This window comes from Methylobacterium sp. BI1, from assembly GCF_056680125.1.
The window spans coordinates 2,828,260-2,855,000 of sequence record NZ_CM155267.1 but is presented as its reverse complement, the minus strand read 5'-3'; the positions used below and the strand labels follow the sequence as shown (position 1 = coordinate 2,855,000).

Below are 26,741 nucleotides of genomic sequence, written 5' to 3'. Positions count from 1 at the left end.
CGTGCGCGACAGCTACGCCAGCGGCGAGCCCCTGCGCTGGGTTCGCCTGAACAAGCTGCCGCAATACGTCTACTACAACCACTCCGTTCACGTGACGAAGGGGATCGGCTGCTCCACCTGCCACGGGGACGTCACCACCATGCAGATGACCTACCGGGCCAACGCCTTCGAGATGCAGTTCTGCCTCGACTGCCACCAGGCGCCCGAGCGCTGGGTGCGCACGCCGGACCAGGTCTGGAACATGAACTGGAGCCCGCCGGCCGACCAGGCGACCCTCGGGCCGCAGCTCGTGGCCAAGAACCACATCCACGGGGGCGACCGGCTCCTCGAATGCGGGATCTGCCACCGCTGATGGATCAGGACCTCGATCTCGCGCAGCTGCGCCGGCGCCTCGCCTCCGGCGATGGCCCTGCCTTCTGGCGCAGCCTCGACGCGCTGGCCGGGACGGCGGCGTTCCAGGCCTATCTGCGGTCCGAGTTTCCCGGGGCGCTGCCCCTGGCGCAGGGGGCGGAGCGGCGCGGCTTCCTCAAGCTGATGGCGGCCTCCTTCGCGCTGGCCGGCCTCTCGGCCTGCGATGCCTTCGACGGGCGCGGGCGCGAGGTGCCCTACGTGGTGCAGCCCGAGCGCATCGTGGCCGGCGCCCCCCTCGCCTACGCCACCTCGACCCTCTTCGACGGCTTCGCCAACGGCATCCTGGTCACCACGCGCAACGGCCGTCCCCTGAAGATCGAGGGCAACCCGGAGCATCCCTGGAGCCGGGGCGGCACCGACGTCCTGGGCCAGGCCTCGGTGCTCGGGCTCTACGACCCCTTCCGCAGCCAGGCGGTGCAGCATCTCGGGCGACCCGCCGCCTGGTCGGCCTTCCGCGGGGCTCTGCCGGGGCGCCTCGCGGCCCTGCGCGAGACGGGCGGCGCGGGCTTCCACCTCCTCACCGGGCCGGTCACGTCGCCGTCGCTCGCCGCCGAGATCGACCGGTTGCGGGCGGTCTATCCCGGCCTGCGCTGGCACGTCTCGGAGACGGTGCCGCGGGAGGGGCTCTATGACGGCGCGCGGCAGGCCTATGGCCGGCCCCTGGAGACGCAGGTCCGGTTCGCGGCCGCCCGCACCCTCGTCAGCCTCGACGGCGACTTCCTCGATGTCGGGCCGGGCCAGGTCGGGCTGTCGCGTCGCTGGATCGACGCGCGCCGGGCCGCGCAGGCGGAAGGCCGCCTCCTTACCCTGCACGCGGCGTCGCCGACCCCGGGGCTGACCAGCGTCAAGGCCGACCACACCGTGGCGGCCGGCTCGGACGATCTGGCGCGCCTGGCCGCGGATCTCCTGCGGATCGCCGAGGGCGGGCAGCCCGAGATCCCGGACGGGCCGATGGCGGCCTGGCTCCGGCGGGCCGGCGCGGCGCTCCTGGCCGACAGGGGGCGGAGCCTCGTCACCGCCGGCATCGGCCAGCCGGCAGCGGTGCAGGCCCTCGTCCACCGCATCAACGGCGCATTGGGAAACACCGGCATCACCGTGGTCCATACGGCTCCGGTCCCGGTGCTCGGCGCCGAGAGCCTGTCCGCCCTCACCGAGGCGATGGCCGGCGGGCGCGTCGGCACCCTGCTGATGCTCGGGGTCAACCCGGTCTACGAGGGCTCGGGCGAACTCGCCTTCGCCGAGCACCTGGCGCGGGTGCCGTTCAAGATCCACGCGGGCACGTATTTCGACGAGACCGCCGCCCATGCCGACTGGCACCTGCCGCTGGCGCACCCGCTGGAGAGCTGGGGCGATGCCCGCTCCCTCGACGGCACCGTGGGGCTGATCCAGCCGACCGTCGCCCCCCTCTATGGCGGGCGCTCGGCCCAGGAGATCCTGACCCTGTTCGGAGCCGAGATCCCCGTGCAGGAGGGGCCCGAGCAGGGCCTCGCCCTGCTGAAGCGCCAGTGGCGCGGCCCCGGCGAGGATGCCGCCGCCTTCGAGGCCCGGTTCGCCGAGGCCCTGCGCCTCGGCTTCCTGCCCGACACCGCCCTGCCGGTGGAGACCGTGGCGCCGGGCGGCCAAGTCGCCACCTCTTCCTCGGCGCCTTCGCCGACCCCCGCGACGGAGGACCGGATCGAGGCGGTGTTCCGGCCCGACCCCTGCGTCTGGGACGGGGCCTCGGCCGATCTCGGCTGGCTGCAGGAACTGCCCAAGCCCCTGACCAAAGTGGTCTGGGAGAACGTCGTCGCGGTGAGCCCGCGGCTGGCCGAGCGCCTGCATCTCGCCACCGGCGACGTCGTGGCGGTTGAGGCGAACGGCCGGCGGCTCGAGGGCGCGGCCTGGATCCTGCCCGGCCAGGCCGAGCGCACCGTGACCCTCACCCTCGGCTACGGCCGCCGGGTGCCGGACCACCTCGCGCAGGGGCTCGGCTACGACGCCCAGGCCCTGCGCCCCGCCGGCACGCCCTATCGCCTCCCCGACGTCACCCTGACGAAGACCGGACGGCACGCCGAACCGGTGACGACCCAGGACTTCGGCACGCTGCAAACCCTCGGCACGACGCAAGGGCACGACTTCGTTCGCGTCCAGGCCCTGGGGGCTCCGAGCGTCGGCGACCCGCCGGGCGCGACGGTGCCGTCGTTCTATCCCGAGCCGCCCTCGGCGGGGCGGGGGGCGGACTCCGCGGGCGCCGGCGCGGGCGCGGGCGCCGGTCGGGCCTGGGGCATGGTCATCGACCTCGACGCCTGCATCGGCTGCAATGCCTGCCTCACCGCCTGCCAGTCCGAGAACAACATCCCGGTGGTGGGGCGCGCGGAGGTGGAGCGCGGACGCTGGATGAACTGGCTGCGGGTGGACCGCTACTATGCCGGCGACCTCGACGCGCCGGAGACGCATTTCCAGCCCGTGCCCTGCATGCATTGCGAGGCGGCCCCCTGCGAGCTCGGCTGCCCCGTGGAGGCGACCGTGCACGACAGCGAGGGCCTGAACCTGCAGGTCTACAACCGCTGCATCGGCACCCGCACCTGCCAGAGCTACTGCCCCTACAAGGTCCGGCGCTTCAACTACCTCGACTACACCGGCGGCCTGACACCCGTGGCGCAGCAGCAGCGCAACCCCGACGTCACCGTGCGGGCGCGCGGCGTGATGGAGAAGTGCACCTACTGCCTCCAGCGCATCGCCGGCGCGCGCATCGACGCGGCCAAGGACGCCCATGCGCCGATCCCGGACGGGACGGTGGAGACCGCCTGCCAGGGAGCCTGCCCGACCCGCGCCATCGTGTTCGGCGACCTCTCGGATCCGGGCAGCAAGGTCGCGGCGGCGCGCCGCGACCCGCGCAACTACGCCCTGCTCGGCGAACTCAACACCCGGCCGCGCACCACCTACCTCGCGAGCCTGGCGCCCGGCGCCGGGCCGGGCCGGGAGGGCTGACGCGCCATGGCCGGAGCCGTGCTCACCCCCGACCTTCCGACCCGCCCCGGCGGCCTCGGGCGCGCCGTCGCCGACGCGGCCCTGCACGACCCCCTGGGCCGGCGCTGGTGGATCGCCTTCGCGGCGGCCTCCGGCCTGCTCGCCCTGTTCTTCGGGGTGATCCTGTACCTGCTCGTCACCGGCGTCGGCATCTGGAACAACAACAACGCCGTCGTCTGGGCCCTCGACATCGCCTCCTACGACTGGTGGATCGGCATCGCCTGCGGCAGCCTCGCCCTGGCCGGCATCCTGCGCCTCACGGGCGCCTCGTCGGGGGGCGCGCTCGGGCGCGGGGCGATCGGCCGTCTCGCCGAAGCCAATGCCCTCCTGTGCACGATCGCGGCCGGGCTCTACCCGATCATCCATCTCGGGCGGCCGTGGTTCTTCTACTGGAACCTGCCCTACCCCAACACCCTCGGCCTGTGGCCGCAGTTCCGCTCGCCCCTGGTCTGGGACGCCATCGACATCGTCAGCTTCCTCGTGGTCACGGTGAGCCTCTGGTACATCGGCCTCCTGCCCGACCTCGCCACCCTGCGCGACCGGGCCTTCGCGGAGGCGCAGGCGGCATCCGAGCGCGCCGGGCGGCCGCAGCGCCGGCCGATGCTCAAGGCGCAGGCCTACGGCGTCGCCGCCGCCGGCTGGCGCGGCTCCGCCTCGCACTGGCAGCTCTGGGCGCAGGCCTACCGCATCATCGCCCTGCTCGGCATCCTGCTCGTGGTCTCGCTCCAGACCGGGGCCTCGGTGATGCTGGCGGGCTCCGTGCTGCCGGGCTGGCACGACACCATCCTGCCCGTCTCCTTCCTGGTGAACGCGGTGTTCTCCGGGGTCGCCGTCACCGCCGCCCTGGCGATGCTGGTCCGCACCGTCTACCGCCTCGAGGCGGTCGTCACCCTGCGCCATGCCGAGATCCTGGCCCGGCTCCTCCTCGGCCTCGGGCTCGCCAGCCTCTACGGCTACGGGGCCGAGCTGCTCTCGGGCTTCCTGCACGGGGACGCCTACGCGCGCGCCACCCTGGTGCGCCGGTTCACCGGCCCCCATGCCTGGGCGGCCTGGACCGTGCTGACCTGCGCCCTGCTGCCCGTCCACCTGTTCTGGTGGGCGCGGCTCCGGCGCGCGCCCCTGGTGCTGGCCCTCGTCGGTGGCCTCGTGGCGGTGGGCGCCTATGCCGACCACGTCATGGTGCTGGTGGTGACGCTGTCCCACGACTTCCTGCCCTCCTCCGCCCTCGACTACCGGGTCGGGCTCTGGGGCATCGCCACCTTCGCCGGCTCGGTGGGGATGTTCCTCGTCCTGCTGCTCCTGTTCCTGCGCGTGCTGCCGGTGGCCTCGCTCAGCGACCTGCGCCGAGAGGCAGGACCCGGCGACGGTCCGGCTCGGGCCCAGGACAGGGCGGACGCCCCCCCGCCCGATGCCGGCACGCCGGTCTGGGCGGTCAGCGCGGAATTCACGACGCAGGACCAGCTCGCCGCCGCGATGCGGGCCCTGGCCCGGCGCCATCCCCGCCACGGCGGGATCGTCCGTCTCGACGCCTTCGGCCCGGTGCCGATGCCCGATGCCTTGAAGGCCCTCGGCCGCCACGACCGCTCGATCCTGCCCTACGCCCTCGGCGCGGCCCTCGCCGGCGGGGCCGCCTTCTACGGGATGTGCGTCTACGCCACCGCTTACGGCTACGTCTTCGACGTCGGTGGACGCCCGCGCTTCTCCTGGCCCTCCTTCGTGGTGCCGAGCGTCTCCGTCGCGATGATGAGCGGGACGCTCGCCGTGCACGCGGTGCTCCTGTTCGTGAACCGCCTGCCGCGCCTCAATCATCCGGCCTTCAACATCCCGGGATTCGGGCGTGCGACGCAGGACCGCTACTTCCTCGCTGCCGAAGCGCGTGGCCCGGGTTTCGACGCCGAGCGGCTCGCGCGCCAGCTCGCCGCCCTGCCCGAGGGCGCCGGCCGGCCCCTCGCCATCGCGCGGGTGCCGCGATGAGAGGCCGACCCGGACTCGGCCTGGCTCTGGCCGTCGCCTCCGCCCTCGCCGGCTGCGGCGAGGCGAACATGCGCGACCAGGCCAAGGCCAAGAGCTGGGACGCCAACCGCTTCTTCCCCCAGGGCATGACCATGCGCCCGCCCGTGGCCGGCACCGTGCCCCGCACCGACCCGGCGCGCGTCGTGCCCCGCCCGGCCGTCATCGACGCGTCCCTGCTGGACCGGGGCCGGGAGCGCTACGGTATCGCCTGCACGCCCTGCCACGGGCGCAGCGGCGACGGCCGGGGCATGATCGTGGCGCGCGGCTTTCCCGCCGCGCCGTCCTTCGCGAGCGCGCGCCTGGTATCCGCGAGCTCGGACCGGCTCTACGCGGCGATCACCGAAGGCCACGGGGCGATGTTGCCCATGGGCGCCCAGGTGGCGCCGGCCGACCGCTGGGCCATCGTCGCCTATCTGCGCGCCCTGCAGCTGAGCCAGGGCGCCGACGTGGCGAGCCTGCCGGCGGAGGATCGGGCCCGGCTCGAGGGCCGTGCGATGCGAGCGGCCCGATGAGCGCCCCACGCCCCCCGCTCCTGCGCGCCGCCGGTCTTGCGATCGGTCTTGCCACCCTCGGCCTCGCGGTCCTCCTCGGCGATTGGCAGGCCGGCTACCTCGCCGCCTGGCTCGCGCTCCTGGCCCTGCCCCTCGGCGCCCTTCCGCTGGTCGTCGGGCTCGACGCCCTGGCGCCGGAGCGGTTCGCAACCCTGCGCCCGGCCCTCGTCGGCGGCCTGCGCCTGATGCCGGTGGCGGCCCTCCTGGCCCTGCCCCTGGTGGCGGTGGTGCCGGCCCTCGATCCCTTCGCGCGGGGGACGCCCGCCGCGACCCCGCTGGCGGCGATCTGGTCGACGCTGCCGTTCCTCGCCGGCCGCCTCGTGGCGGCCCTCGCCCTCTGGCTCTGGCTTTGCCGCCGGGTCGCGGCGGGCCGCGGACCCGCTGTCCTCGCCCTCGGACTCCACGCGGTGCTGGCGACGCTGGTGAGCTTCGATCTGATCACCGCCCTCGACCCGCGCCTCGGCTCCAGCCTGATCGGGCTCCTGATGATGGCGGCCTGGAGCGGCGCGGCCCTCGCCGCCGCGCTCCTCGTGACGCGCCGGCCGGAATCGGGGCTGCTGCCGCTGGCCCTGCTGACGGCCGCCTGGGCCTTCCTGCACTTCGTGCAGTTCCTCGTGGTCTGGTCGGCCAACCTGCCCGCCGAGGTCTCGTGGTACCTCGCCCGCGGCGGCCTGCTCGGGCGGGGCTTGAGTCTCGCGGGCGGGGTGGCCGCCCTGCTCGCCGCCGCCCTCACCCTGCGCCCCGGCCCCTGGACGACGTTGGTCGCGGCGGCCCTGGTCCTGGCGGTCCACGCCGCCGAGATGGCCTGGTTCGTGACGCCGGCCGGGCGCGGCGCCTTCGTGGTCACGGGGCCGGACGTCCTGGCCGGGCTCGGCGTCGCCGCCCTCGCCGCTGGCCTCGCGTCGATCCTGGCGCCGCTGCTGGCGCGTGGCGCCTCGATCCCGGACGCGAGGGTCGCCGCATGATGGATCGCCGCATGAGCCCGCCCGATGCCCCGCGCCGCTCCAGCCTCGCCCTCGTCCCGGCGATCCTGGCCGGCCTGATCCTGCGCCGAACGGGCGCGGTGCCGCCGTCCGCCGAGGCCTCGCCGCGGGATCCGCACGGGGACGCCTGGGATTACGAGCGCAGCGACGCCGAGGCCGGCAAGACCGCCTGGGTGATGCTCGGGCTCGCCGGGGCGGTGATCGTCACCATCGGGGCGGTGCTCGCCCTCAACCACGTGGTGCTCGGGCGCCAGCGCGCCGCCCTGCCGCCCCTGACCGCCCAGCAGACCGCCGCGATTCGGCCGCCGCCGCCGAACCTGCAGGCGGACCCCTACGCGGATATCGACGCCAAGCAAGCCGACGAGGCCGGGCGCCTCTCCGGCTACGCCTATCTCGACCCGGACCGCACCCGGGCGCGCATCCCCATCGCGCGGGCCATGGCGCTCATGGCCGGCCGGCCCTTCGACCCGGAGCCGGCCCCGGAAGCCGGGAGGGCGACGGCCCCATGAAGGCCCAGTCCGCCCTCGCCCTGTGGCCGCCCGCGGCCTCCGCCACGGCCGTCGAGACCGACCACATCATCCTCGGCTTCACGGTGCTGACCCTGCTCCTCACGGTGCCGGTCTTCCTCGCCATCACCTACTTCGCCCTGCGCTACCGCCAGGGTGAGCAGGCCGACCGCAGCACCGACGAGCGCCGCAGCTTCCTCATCGAGATCAGCTGGATGCTGATCCCCTACGTGCTGACGCTGTTCTTCTTCGGCTGGGGCGCGAAGCTGTTCATCGCCTCCCGCCATCCGCCGCCGGACGCCATGGTGGTGGAGGCCGTGGGCCGGCAGTGGATGTGGAAGTTCCAGCACCCCACCGGACAGTCCGAGATCAACGACCTCCACCTGCCCATCGACCAGCCGGTCCGCATCCGCATCACCAGTCAGGACGTGATCCACGCCCTCTACCTGCCGGCCCTGCGCCTGCAGATCGCCGCCCTGCCCGACCGCACGACGGAGATCTGGTTCAAGGCCGACCGCACCGGGACCTACCGGCTCTACTGCTCGGAATATTGCGGCACCGACCACTCGGTCATGGACGGAAACCTCACCCTGATGACCCAGGCCGAGTACCAGGACTGGCTGACCCATGGGGGGGCACAGCAATCGAACGTGGCGGCGGGCCGGGTGATCTACGAATCCTACGGCTGCGCCGGCTGCCACGACGGCGCCGTCGCGGGCGTGAAGGCGCCCAGCCTCGCCGGCCTCTACGGCCGCGCGGTCCACCTCGCCGACGGCCGCACGATCACGGCGGACGCGGACTACATCCGCGCCAAGATCCTCAATCCCAACGAGAACCGGCTCGCCGGCGGCGGCAAGCAGGTGATGCCGAGCTTCCGCGGGGTGATCCCGGCCGACGACCTCGATCGCCTCGTCGGGTACCTCAAGGCCACCGACCGCGTCGCAGATGGAGCCCCCCGATGAGCAGCGCCGGCACCCTGCACGGCGACGCCGCCGCGCGCGACCCGCACACGCCGTCGCCGACCCTCGACCGGCCGGACGACTACCTGCATGCCCAGTCGACCCTGCGCTCGTGGTTCCTCACCACCGACCACAAACGCATCGCGCTCCTGTATCTGGCCAGCATCACCGCCTTCTTCGTGATCGGTGCGGTGGCGGCCGGCTTCGTGCGCCTCGCCCTCGTCGTGCCCGACGGCGCGATCATGACCAACGATACCTACAACAAGGCCTTCACCATCCACGGGGTGGTGATGGTGTGGTTCTTCCTCATCCCGTCGATCCCGGCGACCTTCGGCAACTTCCTGATCCCGCTGATGATCGGTGCCAAGGACCTCGCCTTCCCGAAGCTCAACCTGACGAGCTGGTACGTCTTCATGACGGGGGCGCTGTTCACCCTGGTGGCGGTGGTGCTGGGCGGCGTGGATACCGGCTGGACCTTCTACGCGCCCCTCTCCACCGCCTTCTCGAACACCTGGGTGCTGCCGGCGCTGATCGGCGTCACCATCGTGGGCTTCTCCTCGATCCTGACGGGGCTCAACTTCGTCGTCACCATCCACACGATGCGGGCGCCCGGCATGACCTGGTTCCGCCTGCCGATCTTCGTCTGGACGCACTACGCCACGAGCCTGATCTTCCTGCTCGCGACCCCCGTCATCACCCTCGCGCTGATCCTGCTCATCGCCGAGCGCGCCTTCCACGTCGGCGTGTTCGACCCGGCCTATGGGGGCGACCCGGTGCTGTTCCAGCACCTGTTCTGGTTCTACTCGCACCCGGCCGTCTACATCATGGTGCTGCCGGGCATGGGCGTGATCTCCGAGATCGTACCGGCCTTCGCCCAGAAGAAGCTCTTCGGCTACCGCTTCGTCGCCTACGCGGCCATCGGCCTAGCCTCCGTGACGTTCTTCGTCTGGGGCCACCACATGTTCGTCAACGGGCAGAGCGACCTGGCCTCCCTGGCCTTCTCGGCCCTCTCCTTCGCGGTGGCGGTGCCCTCGGCGGTGAAGGTCTACAACTGGACCGCCACCATCCATAAGGGCAGCCTGCGCCTCGACACCCCGATGCTCTACGCCATGGGCTATATCGGCCTGTTCGTGCTCGGCGGCCTCACCGGGCTCTACCTCGCGACGCTGGCCATCAACCAGCACATCCACGCCACCTACTTCGTCGTGGCGCATTTCCACTACATCATGGTCGGCGGCACGGTGCTGGCCTTCCTCGGCGGGCTGCACTTCTGGTGGCCGAAGATCACCGGGCGGATGTACAGCGAGCCCTGGGGCCGGATCTCGGCGCTGTTCATCTTCATCGGCTTCAACGTCACCTTCTTCCCGCAATTCATCCTCGGCTACCTCGGGATGCCGCGGCGCTACGCGACCTACCCGCCGGAATTCCAGCTCCTCAACGTGCTGTCCTCGGCGGGCTCGACGATCCTGGCGGCCGGCTACCTCTTCCCGATGGTCTATCTCGTCCATTCCCTCTGGTTCGGACGCCGCGCGCCCGGAAATCCCTGGAACGCCAAGGGCCTCGAATGGGAGACCGCTTCCCCGCCCCCGCCCCATAATTTCGCGGGCGTGCCGCGGGTGCCGGAGGTGCCCTACGACTACCCGATCCAGGCCCCCGAGACCGGGAGCCACCACACGTGAGCGCCGATGTCATCGGTGCGAACCCCGCCGCCGAAGCCGTCGGCGTAACCCGCGCCGAGCACTTCGCCACCGTCGGCCAGCAGCGCCACGCCGCGACGCTGGGGATGTGGGCCTGGCTGCTCACGGAACTGCTGCTCTTCGCCGGGCTGTTCCTCACGGCGCTGATCCTGCGCCTGCTCCATCCGGAGGCGGTGCAGGCGGCGGCCGGCCATCTCAAGTTCTGGATCGGAGCCGTCAACACCGTGGTGCTGCTCTGCTCCAGCCTGACCATGTCGGCGGCCATCGAGCTGTCGCGGCTGGGCTGGCAGCGGATGATGGTCGGCTGCCTGCTCGCCACCGCGAGCCTCGGGGCGCTGTTCCTGATGCTGAAGGGCTACGAGTACTACGCCGACTACGAGGAGCACATGATGCCCTTCCTCGCCCACCGGCCCTACGCCCTGGCCGAGCAGCCGGCGACGCGGCTCTTCGTCAACCTCTACTACGTGGCGACCGCGCTCCACGCCGTCCACCTGTTCACCGGCATCGCCATCCTGCTCGGGATCACCTGGAAGGCGTCGCGGCCGGGCTTCCTGCAGCGGCACCAGAACTGGATCGAGGTCTACGGCCTGTACTGGCACTTCATCGACCTGATCTGGATCATCGCCTTCCCGGTCCTCTACGTGGTCAACCGGTAAGGGCCGGCGATGCGCAATCCCCTTCACGCCCTCGGCCCCGAGGACCGGGCCCTGCTCTGGGGCCGGCTGCGGACGCCGGTGCGCACCTTCCTGGCACTCCTGGTGCTGCTCGCGGTGAACGTCGGGCTCGGGGCGACGCGGCCCTTCGAGCAGGTCTGGATCGTCGAGCTCGGGGTGGTCGGCGCCATGGCGGCGCTCATCGTCCTGGTGTCGATGGAGGTCCGCCACGAGCCGCCCCTGGTGCGGCTGTTCGCCGGGGTCGGGTTCTTCTGGGTCGCGATCCTGTTCGGGATGACCCTGACCGACTACCTCGCCCGCTGAACCTCGCGACGCACGAAAACGGCGGGGCTCGCGCCCCGCCGTTTTCGGCTCGGATGGGTCTCAGCCTCGGACCGGACCGCGCGGGGCGCGATCCTCCGAAGCGCGACCTCAGTAGGCCGGGCCGCCCGAGGTGGTGCCGTAATTGGCGGTGGGCTTGTTGTTCTGCTCGGCGTTGCCGGCCTTGGCCGAGTCGTCCGCGCGGCGGGTGATCGAGCCGGTGGTCACGTCGTCGAAGGCACCGACGACGCGGCTGCCGGGCGCGGTGACGGCGGGGATGCCGGCCGGGGCGTTGTAGCTCTGCGCGAGGGCGGACGAGACGGGGGCGCCGAGGGTCAGGGCCAGGGCAGCGGCGGCGAAAGCAAGACGAGTCTTCATGGTCGTGGTATCCAGATGTACAGGTCCGGTCTCCGTCAAACATTCGAGGATCATGTCCAGGATGTCCGGGGGCCGTTCTTCTTGGTACGATCTCGATATAGGACGGGACTTTCCGGGGCGGTGTGCGCTGCAACACCCGATACATGCGCTGATCGCATTTCTTGCGGCTTCAGTGCTCGCCGCCATGCGTGTGTTGCATCACACATCGGAATGGGCGTCGATGTAATGGCGCAGGGCGCTGGCGGCGTTGAGCATGTGGGCGCGCATGCGCCGGGCCGCCGCCTCGCCGTCGCCCTCGGCGATCGCCGCCAGGATCGCCCCGTGCTCCGCGCGCGAGCCCTGGATGCGGTCCCCGTGCCGCAGCTGCGTCCGCCGGAAGCTCGAGAGGCGGGTGCGCAGGGCCAGCGCCTGCTCCTTGAGGAAGCCGTTGTGGGTGGCGCCGTAGAGAGCCTCGTGGAAGCTGCGGTTGAGGGTGTCGTAGGCGTCGACGTCGCCGGCCGCGACCATGTCGCCGGAGCGCGCATGCAGGTCCATCAGGTGGCTGCGCTCCAGGGGCGTCATCCGGTAGGTGGCGAGCCGCACGCACATCGCCTCGAACTCGGCGGTGGTCTCGAACATGTCCATGATCCGCTCGGGCGTCATGCGCGTGACCACGACTCCCCGGCGCGGGCGCAGCTCCACCAGGCCGTTGAAGGCGAGCTGGCGCAGGGCCTCGCGGACGGGCGTGCGCGAGGCGCCGAAGCGGTCGGCGAGGTCTTGCTCGTCGAGGGCGGTGCCGGCGGCGAGGTGCCCGGCCGCGATCTCGTCCGTGAGCGCGTTGCGGATCTGATCCGACAGTAATCCGCGCTCCGCGGCCGGCTCGTCCCTCACGCCCTCGTCCATCATCCGCTCTCCGCCGCTTCGCACCTTGTCCGGGACGCGCGAGACCCCATCCGTCATCCCACGATGGCCCGAACCGTGAGGTAGAACAGCGACGGACCGACGAGACAGCCGATTCCGGTGTGGAAGGTCGCCGTCAGGGCGCCGTAGGGCACGAGCTTCGGATCGGTGGCGGCCAGGCCTCCGGCGACGCCGCTCACCGTGCCCATCAGGCCGCCGAAGGCCATGGCCGAGCGCGGATTGTCGAGGCCGATGAGCTTGGCCACCAGGGGCGTGCCGACCATGACCATCACGGCCTTGGTGACGCCGGTGGCGATGGAGAGCGCCATCACGGCCGAGTCGGCGCCGAGCGCCGCCCCCGTCACCGGCCCGACGATGTAGGTGACGGCCCCCGCCCCGATCGTCGTGATGCTGACGGCATCGGTGTAGCCGAAGGCCACCGCCGTCAGGGCGCCGACGATGAAGGGAATCACGGTCCCGAGTGCCAGGGCCAGTACGCCGAGGAGCCCGGCCCGGCGCGCCTCCACCACGTCGACCTCGAAGGCGGTGGCCACGATGGCGAAGTCGCGCAGCATCGCCCCGCCCATCAGGCCGATCCCGGCGAAGACCGGCAGGTCGGCGACCCCCTTCTTGCCGCCGGTGTAGAGGCCGGCGACGTAGGCGAGCACCAGCCCGAGGACGATGGCGATGGCCGAGCCGTGGACCCGGCCCGCGGTGAGATGACGGCTGGCGAAGTTGGAGACCAGCATCAGGGCGCCGACCACCGCGAAGGCGGCCACCAGACCCTGCTCGACGAAGACGTGTTCGATCATGGACAGCATGGGATCACGCCTTCCGGACGGAGGGGGTCGGCGCGGCGGGCGCCGGCGCGTCATCGTCGAGGTCGCCGCCGATCACCGCGCCGCCGTGCCGGACCTCGGCGTCCTCCGCCGGCTCCCGACGCCCGAAGCGCCCGAGCAGGGCGACACAGGCGAAGCAGAGCAGCAGCGAGACCGTGGCGGCGATGAGCACGATGGGGCCGCCGCGCACGGCCGCCACCACGTTCTGCTGGGCGGCCATCGCCACCACGATCGGGATGTACATGGTCGACCAGAACTCGACCCCGAGCTTGATCCCGCCGCCGAGCTTGCCCCGGGCGAGGAGCCAGGACCGGGCGGCGATAAGCAGGATCATGGCGAGGCCGACGCCGCCGACATTGGCCTTCACCCCGAGGGCGACGCCCAGGAGATCGCCGAGGAACACCCCGATCAGGGTGCAGAGCGCGAGGAGCGCGACGCCGAAGATGGTCATCGGGCAGCCTCGCGCGTTGTCGGGAACGGGCTTTGGACAGCACGGGGCATGGAACGTCCCTCCTGGGTATTCGGTGATTCGTTTTTGATTGCTCTCAGTATACAAGCGATTGACATGAACGCAATTTGGAATACTGAATGCGTGCCAGGGCAGCGATCCGCATTTCGACGGGCTGCGCCCGGACTGAGCGGTATATGCAGGCCGTGACGAGGGAGCGGATCGGATGATGGACTGGCGCCGGGAACGCACCGCCCGCGACGCGCGCCTCGCACGGGCGCGGCCGCATGCCGACGGCAAGGTCGTGCCGGCGGCCCGGGTCGTGGATCTGCTGGAGGCGATCCTCCAGCCCGGCGACCGCGTCTGCCTGGAGGGCGACAACCAGAAGCAGGCCGACTGCCTCGCCCGGGGCCTCTCGGCCTGCGACCCGGCCCGGGTCCACGACCTGCACATGGTGCAGTCGGGCATCGTGCTCCCCGAGCATCTCGACATCTTCGAGCAGGGCATCGCCAAGCGGCTCGACTACTCGTATTCCGGGCCCCAGGGCGGGCGCATCGCCAAGATGCTCTACGGCGGCCAGATCGAGCTCGGGGCGGTGCACACCTATCTCGAACTCTTCGCGCGCTACTTCATCGACCTGACGCCGAACGTGGCCCTGATCGCGGGCGTCTCGGCCGACCGGGACGGCAACCTCTATACGGGGCCCAACACCGAGGACACGCCCACCGTGGTGGAGGCGACCGCCTTCAAGAACGGCGTCGTGGTGGCGCAGGTGAACGAGATCGTCGACCGGGTGCCCCGCGTCGACATTCCGGGCGACCGGGTCGATTTCGTGGTCGAGGCCGACACGCCGTTCTACGTCGAGCCGCTCTTCACCCGCGACCCCGGCGCCGTGACCGAGACGCAGATCCTGATGGCCATGATGGCGATCAAGGGCATCTACGCCGAATACGGCATCCGCCGTCTCAACCACGGCATCGGCTTCGGCACGGCGGCGATCGAGCTGCTGCTCCCGACCTATGCCGAGCGCCTGGGCCTCAAGGGCCGGATCGCGACCCACTGGGCGCTCAACCCGCATCCGAGCCTGATCCCGGCCATCGAATCCGGCTGGGTGGAGCAGATCCACTGCTTCGGCTCCGAGGTCGGCATGGACAAGTACATCCGCGCCCGGCCGGACGTGTTCTTCACGGGCTCCGACGGGTCCCTGCGCTCGAACCGGGCCTTCTGCCAGACGGCGGGCCTCTATGCCTGCGACCTGTTCATCGGCTCGACCCTGCAGATCGACCTGCAGGGGCATTCCTCCACCGTCACGACGAACCGGGTCGCGGGCTTCGGCGGCGCGCCGAACATGGGCTCGGACCCGCACGGGCGACGCCACCCGTCCGATACCTGGATGAAGGCGGGGCAGGAGGCCGGCGGGACCGGCGACCCGGCCCTGCGGCGCGGGCGCAAGCTCGTGGTGCAACTCGTCGAGACCTTCGGCGACAAGCTGGTGCCGGCCTTCGTGGAGCGGCTCGACGCCCTCGAACTCGCCCGGAAGCTCAACCTCGAACTCGCCCCCGTGATGGTCTACGCCGACGACGTCACCCACATCGTCACCGAGGAGGGCATCGCCAACCTGCTGCTGTGCCGGACGCTCGACGAGCGGGAGCAGGCGATCCGCGGGGTGGCCGGCTACACCGAGGTGGGCCGGGGTCGCGACCACGCGATGGTCGAGCGCCTGCGTGCCCGCGGCATCATCCGCCGGCCGGAGGATCTCGGCATCGAGCCCCTCGACGCCGACCGCTCGCTGCTGGCGGCGCGCTCGATCAAGGACCTCGTGCACTGGTCGGGCGGTCTCTACGAGCCGCCGGCCAAGTTCCGGAACTGGTGAGGGATTTCGCGCCATGGAGAAGCTGAGCTTCCGCCACGTCACCCGCACGGCGTTGCCCGGCACGCGGGCCAGCGCGATCACCGGGGTCGTCGCCTCCGGCAACCTCGAGGTGCTGCTGGAGCGCAACCTGGCGCCCGACGCCTGCCTCGTGGAGATCGACACCGCCGTCCAGGGCTACGGCGAGGTCTGGGCCGCGGTGGTGGCGGATTTCGTGGCCCGGCGGCAGCCCGGCGGGCTGACCATCACCATCAACGATGGGGGTGCCCGCCCCGACACCGTGTCCCTGCGCCTCGCCCAGGGCGCCCGCCTGATGGAGCTGCCGTGATGGACTGGAAGCCGGTCGCCCTCTCCGCCGAGCCCCGCGACCAGAGCTGGTACGAGGCGAGCGCCCGCGCCCGCCTCGCCGGCCTCCTCGACGCGGACAGCTTCCAGGAATTCATCGGCCCCGAGCAGCGGATGATGAGCCCGCACCTGCCGCTCTTCGACCTGCCGCGCGCCTTCGACGACGGCATGATCGTCGGGCGCGGGCGCCTCGACGGCCGGGACGTGCTGGCCGCCGCCCAGGAGGGCCGCTTCATGGGCGGAGCCTTCGGCGAGATCCACGGGGCCAAGCTCGTCGGCCTGCTGCGGGCCGCCCTCGCGGTGAAGCCCGCCGCGGTGCTGATCCTGTTCGACACCGGGGGCGTGCGCCTGCAGGAGGCCAATGCCGGCGAGACCGCCATCGCCGAGATCATGCGGGCGATCACGCAGGTGCGCGCCGCCGGCATCCCCGTCGTCGGCCTCATCGGCGGCCGGGCCGGCTGCTACGGCGGCGGCGGCCTCATCGCCGGCACCTGCGCGCGCCTCGTCATCTCCGAGGGCGGGCGCCTCAGCGTCTCAGGCCCCGAGGTGATCGAGACCAACAAGGGCGCCGAGGAATTCGATTCCCGCGACCGGGCGCTGGTCTGGCGCACCATGGGCGGCAAGCACCGCCGCCTCCTCGGCGCGGCGGATGCCTTCGCGGCCGACACGATCGGGGCTTTCCGGTCCGCCGCCCGCGCGGCGATCACGACGGCGCCGGCCTTCGACCTCGCCACCCTGGAAGCCGAGCAGGCCCGGCTCGAGGCCCGCCTCGACCGCTTCGGCGACGCCCGGGACGCCACCGAGATCTGGGGCCGCCTCGGCGTCAACGATCCCGACGCCGTCCCGAGCCTGACCACCGAGGGCTTCGACGCCCTGCTCGACAGCCTGCCGGAGGGCTCGCACCATGCGCGATAAGATGCCCCTCGACGCCCTCCTCGCCTCGCTCTTCCCGGCGGGGCACGCCGTCACGGTGACGGACGGGCTGATCGCCGGCGAGGGCCCCCTGGATGGCGGTCGCCTCGCGGTGATCGGCATCGACGGCGACACGGCCCTCGGGATCGAGGGCGCCTGCCTTCTGGCCGGGCGCGTCCTCGACGTGGTGCGGACGGGCGGCGGCACGCCCATCCTCGTCCTCATCGATTCCGACAGCCAGCGCATGAGCCGGCGCGACGAACTCCTCGGCCTCAACGAGTACCTCGCCCACCTCGCCAAGGCGCTGCTGCTGGCCGACGCGCAGGGCCACCCGACCATCGGCCTGCTCTACGGCCACAGCGCCGCCGGCGCCTTCATCGCCACGGCCCTGGCCACCCGCGTGCTCGCGGCCCTGCCCGGCGCCCATCCGAGCGTGATGGACCTCCCCTCCGTGGCCCGCGTCACCAAGCTGCCCCTGGAGACGCTGCAGGACATGGCCCGCTCGACCTCGGTCTTCGCGCCGGGGCTCGACAACATGGTCCAGACCGGCGCCGTGCAGGCGACCCTCGACCTCGACACGCCCCTCGGCCCCCAGATCAGCGCCCTGATCGCGGACAGCCCGGCGGCCGATACCCGCGACGCCCTGGGCCGCGAACGCGGCGGGCGCCCGCTCGCCCACGACATCGCCGCCCGGGTGATCCGCGAGGCGCAGGGTGCGTGATCTCGCCCGCCACGATCTGCTCACGGTGGCGCCCGCCGCTTGGGACCTGCTGCTGGCAGAGCGGCCGGACCTCGACGGGATTCCCCATCTCGCCGACTGGGCCGCGCGCGGCTGGCCCGTGATCGTGCGCCGCCGGGTGCCCGGCGAGGAGGCCGGCCCGATTCCGGCCGGGCTGCCGCTGCCGCCGTCCCTCGGCAAGCGCCGCATCGGTCTCGCGCTCCCGCCCGATGCGGTGCAGGCGCGTCCCGGCCTGACCCTGTCCGAGGCGCGGGCCGCCGCACCGGCCGCCTGGCGGCCCGCCCTCGACGCCCTCCAGGCCCATGGGGCCGCCCATGGCCGCGTGCCCCGCGTGTTCGGCGGCCTGCTCTGGCAGGCCCTGACGGGCCTGCCCTATCTGTCGGCCACCTCCGATCTCGACCTGCTCTGGCCCGGCCCGGTCGACGCGGCGTTCCTCGCCGGCCTCGCCGGTATCGCGGCGCGGGCTCCCATGCGCCTCGACGGCGAGATCGGCCTGGCCGACGGCTTCGCGGTGAACTGGCGCGAGCTGCACGCGGCCGGACCCGGCGACACCGTCCTGGCCAAGGGCCTGGAGCAGCTGGAGCTTCGGCCGGTGCCGAGCCTCCTGGCCGCCCTGCCGCCGGCGGCCTGAACCCTGTCGATGCGCGCCCTCGCACCGATGTCCGCGGCTCCGTCGGAGGCCCGGTTCCCCGCTCCGAAGGCCGGAGGCCCGGAGGGCATCGCCCGTCTGGCCACGCAGTGTCTGCGCCTGGAACTCTCCACCTATCCCAAGCCCGGCCTCGTCAGCCACGTGGACAGCGGCAGCCACGGGGACATGGATGCGGAGACCTTCCGGGCGAGCGCCCGCGCCCTGGACCCGTATTTCGCGGAACTCGCCGCGGCCGGCGCCGCGGGCGCGGAGATGGCGCGCCTCCGCCGCATCGGTCTCGCGGCGGAAGCGGCGATGCGGGCGGCCACGGGGGGCGTGAACACCCACCGGGGCGCCATCTTCGGCCTCGGTCTCCTCAGTGCGGCGGCCGGTGCCCTCGGGCCTCGCCCCCCGGCCGGGAGTCTCGGCGCCCATGTCCGGGCCCGCTACGCCGACGCGATCCTGGACGGCCCCGAACTGCTGCACGCCCCGGGCGCACGGACACGGCGGCGACACGGCGTCGGGGGCGCACCCGCCGAGGCCGCGTCCGGCTTCCCGACCCTCTACGGCACCGGCCTGCCCGCCCTGCGCCGGGCCCGGTCCCTCCGTCCCGAAACGCCCGAGGCCGCACGGGTGGAAGCCTGCTGCGCCCTCGTCGCGGCCCTGGAGGACACCAATCTCCTGCATCGCGGCGGTCCGGAGGGGTTCGCTTTCGCCCGGGCGGAAGCCGCGCGCTTCCTCGCCGCGGGCGGCATCGCCCGGGACGATTGGGTCGTGCGGGCGGAAACCCTGCACCGGGCCTTCGTCGCCCGCCGCCTCAGCCCCGGCGGGGCGGCCGACCTCCTTGCCATGACGCTGTTCGTCGACGCCTGGGAGCGGTCATGACCCTCGCGGTCCTCCTCTCCGGCCAGGGCGGCCAGCATCCCGGGATGTTCGACCTCACGGCCGACCTTCCCGAGGCGCAGGGCGTCTTCGCGGCCGCGGCGCCCCTCCTCGGGCAGGATCCGCGCGACCTCGTGCGCTCCGGGGAGAACCTGCACGCCAACCGCACCGGGCAGATCCTCTGCTGCGTCGCCGGCTTGGCCGCCTGGACCCTGGTGCGGAGGGCGCAGCCCGCCCGCGTCGTGGCGGTCGGTTACAGCATCGGCGATCTCGCGGCCTTCGGCTGCGCCGGCCTGTTCGCGCCCGAGACGGTGCTGCAGCTCGCCGCCGCCCGCGCCGAGGCGATGGATGCGGCGGTCGGTCCCGGTTACGGCCTCGCGGGCCTGCGCGGCCTGCCCGCCGCGCGGGCCTTCGCCATGGCTGAGGCGCAGGGGTGCCATCCGGCGATCCGCAACGCCGCCGACAGCGTGGTGGTGGGCGGTGCCGTCGCGAGCCTGGACGCTCTCTGCGCGGAGGCCCTGGCGGCGGGCGCGGCGCGCGCCGTCCGCCTGCCCGTCCACATTCCCTCGCACACGCCGCTGCTCGCGCCGGCCGCGGAGGCCTTCCGCGAACGCCTCGGCGCGGCGCCCCTGGCGACTCCGCCGCGTCCGGCCCCGCGCCTCCTCAGCGGCCTCGACGGGGCGGCGGTGTTCCGGCCGGAGGCGGGCCTGCCCAAGCTCGCCGCGCAGGTGGCGCAGACCCTGGACTGGGCCGCCTGCCTGGAGGGCGTCGGCGAGTTCGGTGCGACGCGGGTGATCGAGCTCGGCCCCGGCCACGCCCTCGCCACCATGGCCCGCGCGGCCCTGCCCGAGGCGCAGGTTCATGCGCTGGAGGATTTTCGCCGGACCGACGGTGTGGTCCAATGGATCAGGGACGGGGCCTGAGCCCCAACGGAGTGAAACGCACACGATGCAGTACCGCAATCTCGGCCGCTCGGGCCTCAAGGTCTCGCCGCTCTGCCTCGGCACCATGATGTTCGGCGGCCCCACCGACGAGGCCACCGCCGGCCGCATCATCGACAGCGCCCGGGGCGCCGGCATCAACTTCCTCGATACCGCCGACGTCTACAACGAGGGCCGGTCCGAGGAGGTGGTGGGCCGGGCGCTTCGCCGCGACCGCGAGGCCTGGGTGCTCGCCACCAAGGTGGCCAACCCGATGGGGCCGGGCGTCAACGACCGGGGCCTGTCGCGCGCCCACGTGCTGCGCGCCGCCGAGGCCAGCCTCCGGCGGCTCGGCACCGACGTCATCGACATCTACTACCTTCACAAGGAGGACCACACCACGCCGCTGGCCGAGACCATCGGCGCCATCGCGCTCCTCGTGCGCCAGGGCAAGATCCGCTACTTCGGCGTCTCGAACTACCGGGCCTGGCGGGTCGCCGAGATCTGCCGCCTGTGCGACGACCTCGGCATCGACCGGCCCGTGGTCAGCCAGCCCTACTACAATGCCCTGAACCGGATGCCCGAGACCGAGCACCTGCCGGCCTGCGCCCATTACGGCCTCGGCGTGGTGCCCTACTCGCCGCTGGCCCGCGGCGTCCTCACCGCCAAGTACGATCCCGACGCCCCGCCCCCCGAGGGCACCCGGGCCGGCCGCCAGGACACCCGCATGATGCAGACGGAGTGGCGCCCGGAATCCCTGGTGATCGCCCGGACCTTCCAGGCCCATGCCGCCGCGCGCGGCCTGACGGCGGGGCAGTTCGCGGTGAACTGGGTGCTGGCCAACCGCACCGTCACCTCGGTCATCGCCGGACCGCGCACGGAGGCGCAGTGGGAGGAGTATCTTGGCGCGCTGGGCTACACCTTCACGGAAGAGGACGAGGCCCTCGTCGACGCCCACGTCGTCACCGGCCACCCCTCGACGCCGGGCTACAACGACCCGGCCTATCCGATCGAGGGCCGCGTGCGGGGCTGAATCGCCCACTTCGGGAGCGGGATCGGGCGACGCTTCGCCCACCGCCCGCCCCCTCGCGGGAGGGGACCGAGGGTGGGGGTGGCTCCCCGGGCCTCCGCAGGGGAGGGTCACGCAACTAGCCCCCACCCCTGCCCCCTTTCCGCATGGAAGGGAGGCGCGCCGTGGCCGACGAGCGTCGTCGGCTCAAGCGTGCGTCTCGGCCAGGTGCAGCTCCACCAGCGCGTCGAAGCTGGCATCGCCTTCGAAGCCGAGATCGAGGGCACGGCGGGTATCGAAGGCCTCCGGCCAGGTCTCGACGATGGCCTGGATCGCCGGGTTCGGCTCGCGCCGGATCAGCGCCACGGCCTCGTCGCCACCGACCCGGCGCAGCGCCTCGATCTCGTCGGCCACCGTCGCCGAGACACCCGGCATGGTCAGGCTGCGGCGCAGGCCCAGGGGGGCGAGGTCGATGCGGGCGGCGTGCAGCAGGTACGCTGTGGCCGAGCGCGGGCTGGCGAACCAGTGGCGCACCGTGTCGGGCACCGGCAGGATCGCCTCCTGGCCGGCCAGCGGCTCGCGGATGATGCCGGAGAAGAACCCGGACGCCGCCTTGTTGGGCTTGCCCGGGCGCACGCAGATGGTGGGCAGGCGCAGGCCGATGCCGTCGAGGAAGCCGCGCCGGCTGTAATCGGCCAGCAGCAGTTCGCCCATGGCCTTCTGGGTGCCGTAGGAGGTGGCCGGCGTCAGGATCATGTCATCCGGGATGACGCCCGGAAGCGGCGGCCCGAACACCGCCAGCGACGAGGTGAAGACCACCCGCGGGCGATAGCCCTCGGCGACATGGGCCTGCCGGATCGCGTCGAGGAGCAGCCGTGTGGCGTCGAGGTTGACCCGGTAGCCCTTCTCCAGGTCGGCCTCGGCCTCGCCCGAGACGATCGCCGCCAGGTGGAAGATCACGTCCGGCCGGCCGATCAGCGCGGCCTCCGCCGCCCCCGGGACCGAGAGGTCGGCGGCGGCCGTGACGACGGAGCCGGCGAAGCCCGCCGGCGCGGTCGGCTCGACCACGTCCACCAGGGTGAGGGCGCGGGCCTCGCCCGCGGCTGCGAGGGCGTCGGTGAGGCGCCGGCCGATCATGCCGGCGGCGCCGAGGATCAGTGCGTGCATGGGTCGTCTGTCTCCGGAAAAGGGGTCAGCGCATCAGGTCGAGGGCGCGCGGGAAGAAGTCGCGACCGCCGAAATTGCCCGATTTGAGGGCGAGCAGCATGGGATCGCCGAGGCCCGAGGCCCCTTGCCCCAGGGTGCGCAGCACCGGCACCCCGGCGGCGATCTCGGGCCCGAGCCGGAAGGCCTTCAGCCCGAGCCGGTCCACGACCGCCCCCGAGGTCTCGCCGCCCGCCACCACGAGGCGGCGCACGCCCCGCGCCACCAGGCCTTCCGCGATGCGGGCCAGGGCGTCCTCCAGGGCGTGGCCGACCCGGTCGCTGCCGTGGCGGGCCTGGAGCGCCCGCACGGTCTCGGGCTCGGCGCTGCTGGCGATGAGGACGGGACCGCTGGCGATATGCGCGTCGGCCCAGGCCAGGACGGCCTCGATCTCGGCCTCGCCCGCCAGCACCCGCTCGGGGTCGAGGCGGCGCACCGGCATCAGGGCCTCGGCCGCCGCGATCTGGCCGAGGGTCGCCTGCGAGCAACTGCCGGCGAGGCAGGCGGCGAGCCCCCCCACCGGCGCGCCGAGATCCGCCGCGCTGTCCGGCGCGGCGGCGCGCCCGGCCGCGACCAGGGCGCGGGCGAGGCCGAGGCCGAGGCCCGAGGCGCCCACCGAGACCCGGTGGCCGAGGGCCGCCGTGCCCAGGGTCTCGAGATCGGCCTCGACAACCGCATCCGCGATGGCCGCGCCCGCGCCCTCGGCGACGAGGGCGTCGAGGCGCGCCGCCACGGCCGCGGGGCCCCGCGCCACGGTGGCGAAATCGACCAGGCCTACGGGCGCCGCGCTCTGGCGGCCCAGCACCCGCACGAGGTTGGCGTCCCGCATCGGGTTGAGGGGATGGTCCTTGAGCGGGCTCTCGTTCAGGGGCACCGCGCCGACGAAGAGGTTGCCCTGGTAGACGGTGCGCCCCGTCTCCGGGAAGGCGGGGGTGACGAGGGCGATGGCCTCGCCGGCCGCGCCGCGCAGGGCGTCCATGACGGGGCCGATATTGCCCGCGTCGGTGGAATCGAAGGTCGAGCAGATCTTGAACAGGACGTGGGCGGCGCCCCGCCCGCGCAGCCAGGCCTCGGCCGCGCGGGAGCGTGCCACGGCCTCCGCCGCCGGGATGGAGCGGCTCTTGAGGGCCACCACCACGGCGTCGACACCGGCGAGATCCAGGTCGTCGGCGGGGATGCCGATGGTCTGCACCGTGCGCAGGCCCCCCTTGGTGAGCGTGTTGGCGAGGTCCGAGGCGCCGGTATAGTCGTCGGCCACCGATCCGAGGGCGAGGCTCATCGGCCGCCCTCCCGGGTCTGGGACGCGCGATAGGGCGCGAACCAGCCGAGCCCCGCCTCCGTGCCGGCGGCCGGGTTGTACTCGCAGCCGACGAAGCCCGCGTAGCCGAGGCGGTCGAGCTCGGCGAACAGGAAGGCGTCGTTCATCTCGCCGGTGCCGGGCTCGTGCCGGGCCGGGACGCTGGCGGTCTGGACGTGCCCGACCATCGGCATCAGGTCGCGCAGGCGGGTGGTCACGTCCCCGTGCAGGATCTGGCAGTGGTAGAGGTCGAACTGGAGCTTCAGGTTCGGCAGGCCGAGCTCCGTGATCAGGCGGGCGGCGGCCCCGAAATCATCGAGGAAGTAGCCCGGCATGTTGCGGCCGTTGATCGGCTCCAGCACGAGGTCGAGCCCCTCGCGTCCCACCCGCTCGGCGGTCCAGGCCACGGCCCGGCGATAGGCCGCCTGCGCCTGAGGATCGGCGGCATCGGCCATGCCGGCCATGAGGTGGACCCGGGCGACGCCCGTGGCCCTGGCGTAGGTCAACCCCGTCTCGACGCCCGCCTGCAGCTCCGCGAACCGGTCCGGCAGGGCGGCGAGGCCGCGCTCGCCCGCCGCCCAGTCGCCCGGCGGCAGGTTGAACAGGGCCTGGGTCAGCCCGAACTGCGCCAGGTGCTCGGCGATGGCCTCGGGCGGATGGTCGTAGGGGAACAGGAACTCCACCGCGGTGAAGCCCGCGGCGGCGGCGGCGGCGAAGCGGTCGAGGAACGGACGCTCCGTGAACATCAGCGTGAGATTGGCGGCGAAGCGCGGCATGGTCTCGGTCTCCCTTCAGGCCTTGGGCGACGGCAGGGTGACGCCGGCCACCTGCGCGTAGAGGCGGGCCACCGAGGCGTCGTCGTCCCGGCCCATGCCGGAGCCGGACGCCATCAGGAACATCTGCAGCGCGGCGGCGGCCACCGGCACGGGATACGTCTCGGCCCGCGCCATGTCCTGCACGATGCCGAGGTCCTTGACGAAGATGTCGACCGCGCTCTTCGGGCTGTAGTCGCCGTCGAGGACGTGCGGCATGCGGTTCTCGAACATCCAGGAATTGCCGGCGGAGGCCGTGATCACCTCGTAGACCTTGCGCAGATCGAGGCCCTGCTTGGCGGCGAAGCTCATGGCCTCGCTGGCGGCGGCGATGTGCACGCCGGCGAGCAGCTGGTTGATCATCTTGAAGGCCGCGCCCTGCCCGGCCGCGTCGCCGAGCTCGTAGAGCTTGCCGGCCATGGCCTCGAGGGCCGGGCGGGCCGCAGCGAAGGCCGCCTTCGTGCCGGAGGCCAGGAAGGTGAGTTCGCCCTCGGCGGCGCGGACGGCGCCCCCGCTCATCGGCGCGTCGAGGTAGTGGCGGCCGGTCTCCTCCAGGCGGGCCGCGAGGCGCCGGGCGACGGCCGGGTCCATGGTAGCGGAGGAGACGAACACCGCGCCCTTGCCCATGGTCGCGGCGGCGCCGCCCGGGCCGAACAGCACGGCCTCGGTCTGGGCGGCGTTGACCACGACGCAGACCACCACGTCGGCGCCCTCGGCCGCGGCGGCGGGGTTCGCCGCCGCCCGTCCGCCGGTCGCGGAGAAGCGCGCGACGGCGTCCGCGTTCACGTCGCAGGCCGAAACCGTGAATCCGGCCCGCAGGAGTGCGCCGGCCATGCCGGCGCCCATGGAGCCGAGGCCGATCACGGCGGCGCGCTGGGTCTGGGTGTTGCTGCTCATGGGGACCTGTCGAATGGGAGGTCGGAATCAGGGGTGGAGGACGGGAGACGGCGGTCTTGTGCGATCCGCCCCGTCACCCCGGGGCTCCGCTGCGCGGCCCCGGGATGACGGTGCGGGTTTCAGGACCGTCCGCCTCAGCGGTTGACCACGTGCTTCGGGGTGACGAACACGCAGACCGAGCCGATCACCAGCATGCCGGCCAGGGCGTACATGCCGGCGGCGGTGCTGCCGGTGGAATCGCGCAGGGCGCCGATGACGTAGGGGCTGGCAAAGCCCGCGAGGTTGCCGACCGAGTTGATCAGCGCGATGCCGGCGGCCGCCCCGGCGCCGCTGAGGAAGGCGGTGGGCAGGGACCAGAACAGGGGCGCGCAGGTGAGCACGCCGCCGGCGGCCACGGCCAGGGCCGCGATGGCCACGACGGTGCTCCCCGTGCCGGCGGCGACCACGAAGCCCACCGCGCCGCAGAGGGCCGGGACGATGAGGTGCCAGCGGCGCTCGCGCATCCGGTCGGCGCTGCGGCCGAGCAGGATCATCACGAAGACCGCGAACAGGAACGGGATCGCGCTGACGAGTCCGATGTTCAGGTTGCCCTGGATGCCCGAGGCCTTGACGATGGTCGGCATCCAGAAGGTCAGGCCGTACTGGCCCGTGACGAAGGCGAAGTAGATCAGGCTCATGAACCAGATCCGGCCGTTGCGGAACACGGTGGCGATGGAGTGGGGGCTCGACTCCTTGCCGGCGCCGTCGGCGGCGATGTCGCGCTCGATGACCTGCTGCTCGGCCGGATTCAGCCACTTCGCCTCGGAGGGGCGGTTGTCGAGGTAGAAGAACACCGCGAGACCCACCAGCACCGCCGGCACCGCCTCGATCACGAACATCCATTGCCAGCCGGACAGGCCGTAGGCGCCGTTGAAGGCGTCCATGATCCAGCCGGAGAGCGGGTTGCCGAAGATGCCCGAGACGGGGATCGCCGACATGAACACCGCGATCACCCGGGCGCGGCGATGGGCCGGGAACCAGGTCGTGGTGTAGAGGATCACGCCCGGGTAGAAGCCCGCCTCGGCGAGGCCGAGCAGGAAGCGCATGATGTAGAACGAGGTGGCGGAGTTCACGAACATGAACCCGGCGGAGATGATGCCCCAGGTGATCATGATGCGGGCGATCCAGACCCGGGCGCCGACCCGGTGCAGGATTACGTTCGAGGGCACCTCGAACAGGAAGTAGCCGATGAAGAACAGGCCGGCGCCGAGGCCGTAGACGGTCTCGCTGAAGCCCAGCTCCTGGGACATCTGCAGCTTGGCGAAGCCCACGTTCACGCGGTCGAGATAGGCGACCACGTAGCAGAGCATCAGGAACGGCACGAGCCGCCAGAAGACTTTGCGATAGGTCTGCTCGACGAAATCCGCTGCGGGCGCATCGACGCCCCGCGCGGTTGCGGCCTGCACGCTCATGTTTCCTCCTGCCGGCGCGCGTTGCGCGTCGCCGTTCTGGCGTTGCACCATCTTATCGCGGCACTACTCGTTTGGCAGCGCTTGCATCTTGCGTAACAGATGTTGGCAGCGCTGCCAATCTGATTGTTG

General features: G+C 72.5%; 27 protein-coding genes (1 of these 27 running past the window's edge). 18 read left to right on the top strand and 9 right to left on the bottom strand.

Features of this window, described 5'->3' with window-relative positions:
- The 10 genes in view from AC1MGR_RS13455 to AC1MGR_RS13410 are tightly spaced (at most 11 nt apart) and all read left to right on the top strand, a layout consistent with a single transcriptional unit that may run on beyond the window.
- A protein-coding gene (locus AC1MGR_RS13455; protein WP_108040396.1) for a cytochrome c3 family protein crosses the window boundary here: on the top strand, nt 1–352 show its 3' portion. It extends 308 nt beyond the left edge of the window; only the last 352 of its 660 coding nucleotides appear in the window; the start codon falls outside the window, past its left edge; the stop codon is at nt 350–352.
- Nucleotides 352–3,381: a TAT-variant-translocated molybdopterin oxidoreductase gene (locus AC1MGR_RS13450; protein WP_480231915.1), complete on the top strand. Its 3,030-nt coding sequence runs from the start codon at nt 352–354 to the stop codon at nt 3,379–3,381. Before AC1MGR_RS13455 ends, AC1MGR_RS13450 begins: the two co-directional genes overlap by 1 nt.
- 6 nt (nt 3,382–3,387) lie before the next feature.
- Entirely contained in the window at nt 3,388–5,394 is a 2,007-nt protein-coding gene (locus tag AC1MGR_RS13445; protein WP_480231914.1) for a quinol:electron acceptor oxidoreductase subunit ActD, read from the top strand.
- A complete protein-coding gene (locus AC1MGR_RS13440; protein ID WP_108040390.1) occupies nt 5,391–5,945 on the top strand; it encodes a c-type cytochrome in 555 nt (184 codons plus the stop codon). Before AC1MGR_RS13445 ends, AC1MGR_RS13440 begins: the two co-directional genes overlap by 4 nt.
- The gene (locus tag AC1MGR_RS13435; protein WP_480231913.1) at nt 5,942–6,949 is read left to right on the top strand and encodes a hypothetical protein; all 1,008 of its coding nucleotides are present in this window, start codon (nt 5,942–5,944) and stop codon (nt 6,947–6,949) included. Before AC1MGR_RS13440 ends, AC1MGR_RS13435 begins: the two co-directional genes overlap by 4 nt.
- Before the next feature lie 11 nt (nt 6,950–6,960).
- A complete protein-coding gene (locus AC1MGR_RS13430; RefSeq protein ID WP_480231912.1) occupies nt 6,961–7,476 on the top strand; it encodes a hypothetical protein in 516 nt (171 codons plus the stop codon).
- The gene (coxB, locus tag AC1MGR_RS13425) at nt 7,473–8,435 is read left to right on the top strand and encodes a cytochrome c oxidase subunit II (RefSeq protein ID WP_480231911.1); all 963 of its coding nucleotides are present in this window, start codon (nt 7,473–7,475) and stop codon (nt 8,433–8,435) included. The genes AC1MGR_RS13430 and coxB overlap by 4 nt, the downstream gene beginning before the upstream one ends.
- Nucleotides 8,432–10,111, top strand: coding sequence for a cbb3-type cytochrome c oxidase subunit I (locus AC1MGR_RS13420; RefSeq protein WP_108040386.1), 1,680 nt, complete (start codon nt 8,432–8,434; stop codon nt 10,109–10,111). Before coxB ends, AC1MGR_RS13420 begins: the two co-directional genes overlap by 4 nt.
- Complete coding sequence (locus tag AC1MGR_RS13415; RefSeq protein WP_480231910.1) at nt 10,108–10,785, top strand: cytochrome c oxidase subunit 3; 678 nt, start codon at nt 10,108–10,110, stop codon at nt 10,783–10,785. The genes AC1MGR_RS13420 and AC1MGR_RS13415 overlap by 4 nt, the downstream gene beginning before the upstream one ends.
- A gap of 9 nt (nt 10,786–10,794) precedes the next feature.
- The gene (locus AC1MGR_RS13410) at nt 10,795–11,106 is read left to right on the top strand and encodes a cytochrome C oxidase subunit IV family protein (protein WP_108040382.1); all 312 of its coding nucleotides are present in this window, start codon (nt 10,795–10,797) and stop codon (nt 11,104–11,106) included.
- 108 nt (nt 11,107–11,214) lie between these two features.
- Here AC1MGR_RS13410 and AC1MGR_RS13405 read toward each other — a convergent pair whose 3' ends face one another.
- The 4 genes from AC1MGR_RS13405 to madL form a co-directional block, all read right to left on the bottom strand.
- Entirely contained in the window at nt 11,215–11,481 is a 267-nt protein-coding gene (locus AC1MGR_RS13405) for a hypothetical protein (RefSeq protein ID WP_108040381.1), read from the bottom strand.
- A gap of 198 nt (nt 11,482–11,679) precedes the next feature.
- Entirely contained in the window at nt 11,680–12,363 is a 684-nt protein-coding gene (locus AC1MGR_RS13400) for a GntR family transcriptional regulator (RefSeq protein ID WP_480234794.1), read from the bottom strand.
- Nucleotides 12,364–12,416: 53 nt separating this feature from the next.
- Nucleotides 12,417–13,181: a malonate transporter subunit MadM gene (gene madM / locus AC1MGR_RS13395; RefSeq protein WP_108040377.1), complete on the bottom strand. Its 765-nt coding sequence runs from the start codon at nt 13,179–13,181 to the stop codon at nt 12,417–12,419.
- A 4-nt stretch (nt 13,182–13,185) separates the two neighbouring features.
- On the bottom strand, nt 13,186–13,650 hold the full coding sequence (gene madL / locus AC1MGR_RS13390; protein ID WP_480231909.1) for a malonate transporter subunit MadL: 465 nt from the start codon (nt 13,648–13,650) through the stop codon (nt 13,186–13,188).
- Nucleotides 13,651–13,873: 223 nt separating this feature from the next.
- Between madL and mdcA the strand changes: the two genes are divergently transcribed.
- Genes mdcA through AC1MGR_RS13350 form a run of 8 tightly spaced genes read left to right on the top strand, consistent with a single transcriptional unit; the run spans nt 13,874 to nt 20,976 of the window.
- Complete coding sequence (gene mdcA / locus AC1MGR_RS13385; RefSeq protein ID WP_480231908.1) at nt 13,874–15,520, top strand: malonate decarboxylase subunit alpha; 1,647 nt, start codon at nt 13,874–13,876, stop codon at nt 15,518–15,520.
- A gap of 13 nt (nt 15,521–15,533) precedes the next feature.
- Nucleotides 15,534–15,845, top strand: a complete 312-nt coding sequence (gene mdcC, locus AC1MGR_RS13380; protein WP_108040371.1) for a malonate decarboxylase acyl carrier protein — start codon at nt 15,534–15,536, stop codon at nt 15,843–15,845.
- Complete coding sequence (locus tag AC1MGR_RS13375; protein ID WP_480231907.1) at nt 15,845–16,777, top strand: biotin-independent malonate decarboxylase subunit beta; 933 nt, start codon at nt 15,845–15,847, stop codon at nt 16,775–16,777. Before mdcC ends, AC1MGR_RS13375 begins: the two co-directional genes overlap by 1 nt.
- Before the next feature lies 1 nt (nt 16,778).
- Nucleotides 16,779–17,495, top strand: a complete 717-nt coding sequence (gene mdcE, locus AC1MGR_RS13370) for a biotin-independent malonate decarboxylase subunit gamma (RefSeq protein WP_480234793.1) — start codon at nt 16,779–16,781, stop codon at nt 17,493–17,495.
- Nucleotides 17,488–18,144 (top strand): malonate decarboxylase holo-[acyl-carrier-protein] synthase, encoded by a 657-nt coding sequence (gene mdcG / locus AC1MGR_RS13365; protein WP_480231906.1) that lies wholly within the window; start codon nt 17,488–17,490, stop codon nt 18,142–18,144. Before mdcE ends, mdcG begins: the two co-directional genes overlap by 8 nt.
- Nucleotides 18,145–18,171: 27 nt before the next feature.
- On the top strand, nt 18,172–19,026 hold the full coding sequence (gene mdcB / locus AC1MGR_RS13360) for a triphosphoribosyl-dephospho-CoA synthase MdcB (protein WP_480234792.1): 855 nt from the start codon (nt 18,172–18,174) through the stop codon (nt 19,024–19,026).
- Nucleotides 19,023–19,946 (top strand): acyltransferase domain-containing protein, encoded by a 924-nt coding sequence (locus AC1MGR_RS13355; RefSeq protein ID WP_480231905.1) that lies wholly within the window; start codon nt 19,023–19,025, stop codon nt 19,944–19,946. Before mdcB ends, AC1MGR_RS13355 begins: the two co-directional genes overlap by 4 nt.
- A gap of 25 nt (nt 19,947–19,971) precedes the next feature.
- Nucleotides 19,972–20,976: an aldo/keto reductase gene (locus AC1MGR_RS13350; RefSeq protein ID WP_108040359.1), complete on the top strand. Its 1,005-nt coding sequence runs from the start codon at nt 19,972–19,974 to the stop codon at nt 20,974–20,976.
- A 183-nt stretch (nt 20,977–21,159) separates the two neighbouring features.
- On the opposite strand, the gene denD is transcribed toward AC1MGR_RS13350, so the two are convergent.
- From denD to AC1MGR_RS13325, 5 genes are all read right to left on the bottom strand, one after another.
- A complete protein-coding gene (denD, locus tag AC1MGR_RS13345) occupies nt 21,160–22,119 on the bottom strand; it encodes a D-erythronate dehydrogenase (protein WP_480231904.1) in 960 nt (319 codons plus the stop codon).
- Nucleotides 22,120–22,144: 25 nt separating this feature from the next.
- Nucleotides 22,145–23,434: a 3-oxo-tetronate kinase gene (otnK, locus tag AC1MGR_RS13340; protein ID WP_480231903.1), complete on the bottom strand. Its 1,290-nt coding sequence runs from the start codon at nt 23,432–23,434 to the stop codon at nt 22,145–22,147.
- Nucleotides 23,431–24,228, bottom strand: a complete 798-nt coding sequence (gene otnI, locus AC1MGR_RS13335; protein WP_480231902.1) for a 2-oxo-tetronate isomerase — start codon at nt 24,226–24,228, stop codon at nt 23,431–23,433. The genes otnK and otnI overlap by 4 nt, the downstream gene beginning before the upstream one ends.
- A gap of 15 nt (nt 24,229–24,243) precedes the next feature.
- Nucleotides 24,244–25,161: an L-threonate dehydrogenase gene (ltnD, locus tag AC1MGR_RS13330; RefSeq protein WP_480231901.1), complete on the bottom strand. Its 918-nt coding sequence runs from the start codon at nt 25,159–25,161 to the stop codon at nt 24,244–24,246.
- 134 nt (nt 25,162–25,295) lie between these two features.
- On the bottom strand, nt 25,296–26,612 hold the full coding sequence (locus AC1MGR_RS13325) for an MFS transporter (protein ID WP_480231900.1): 1,317 nt from the start codon (nt 26,610–26,612) through the stop codon (nt 25,296–25,298).
- Between the last annotated feature and the right edge of the window lie 129 nt (nt 26,613–26,741).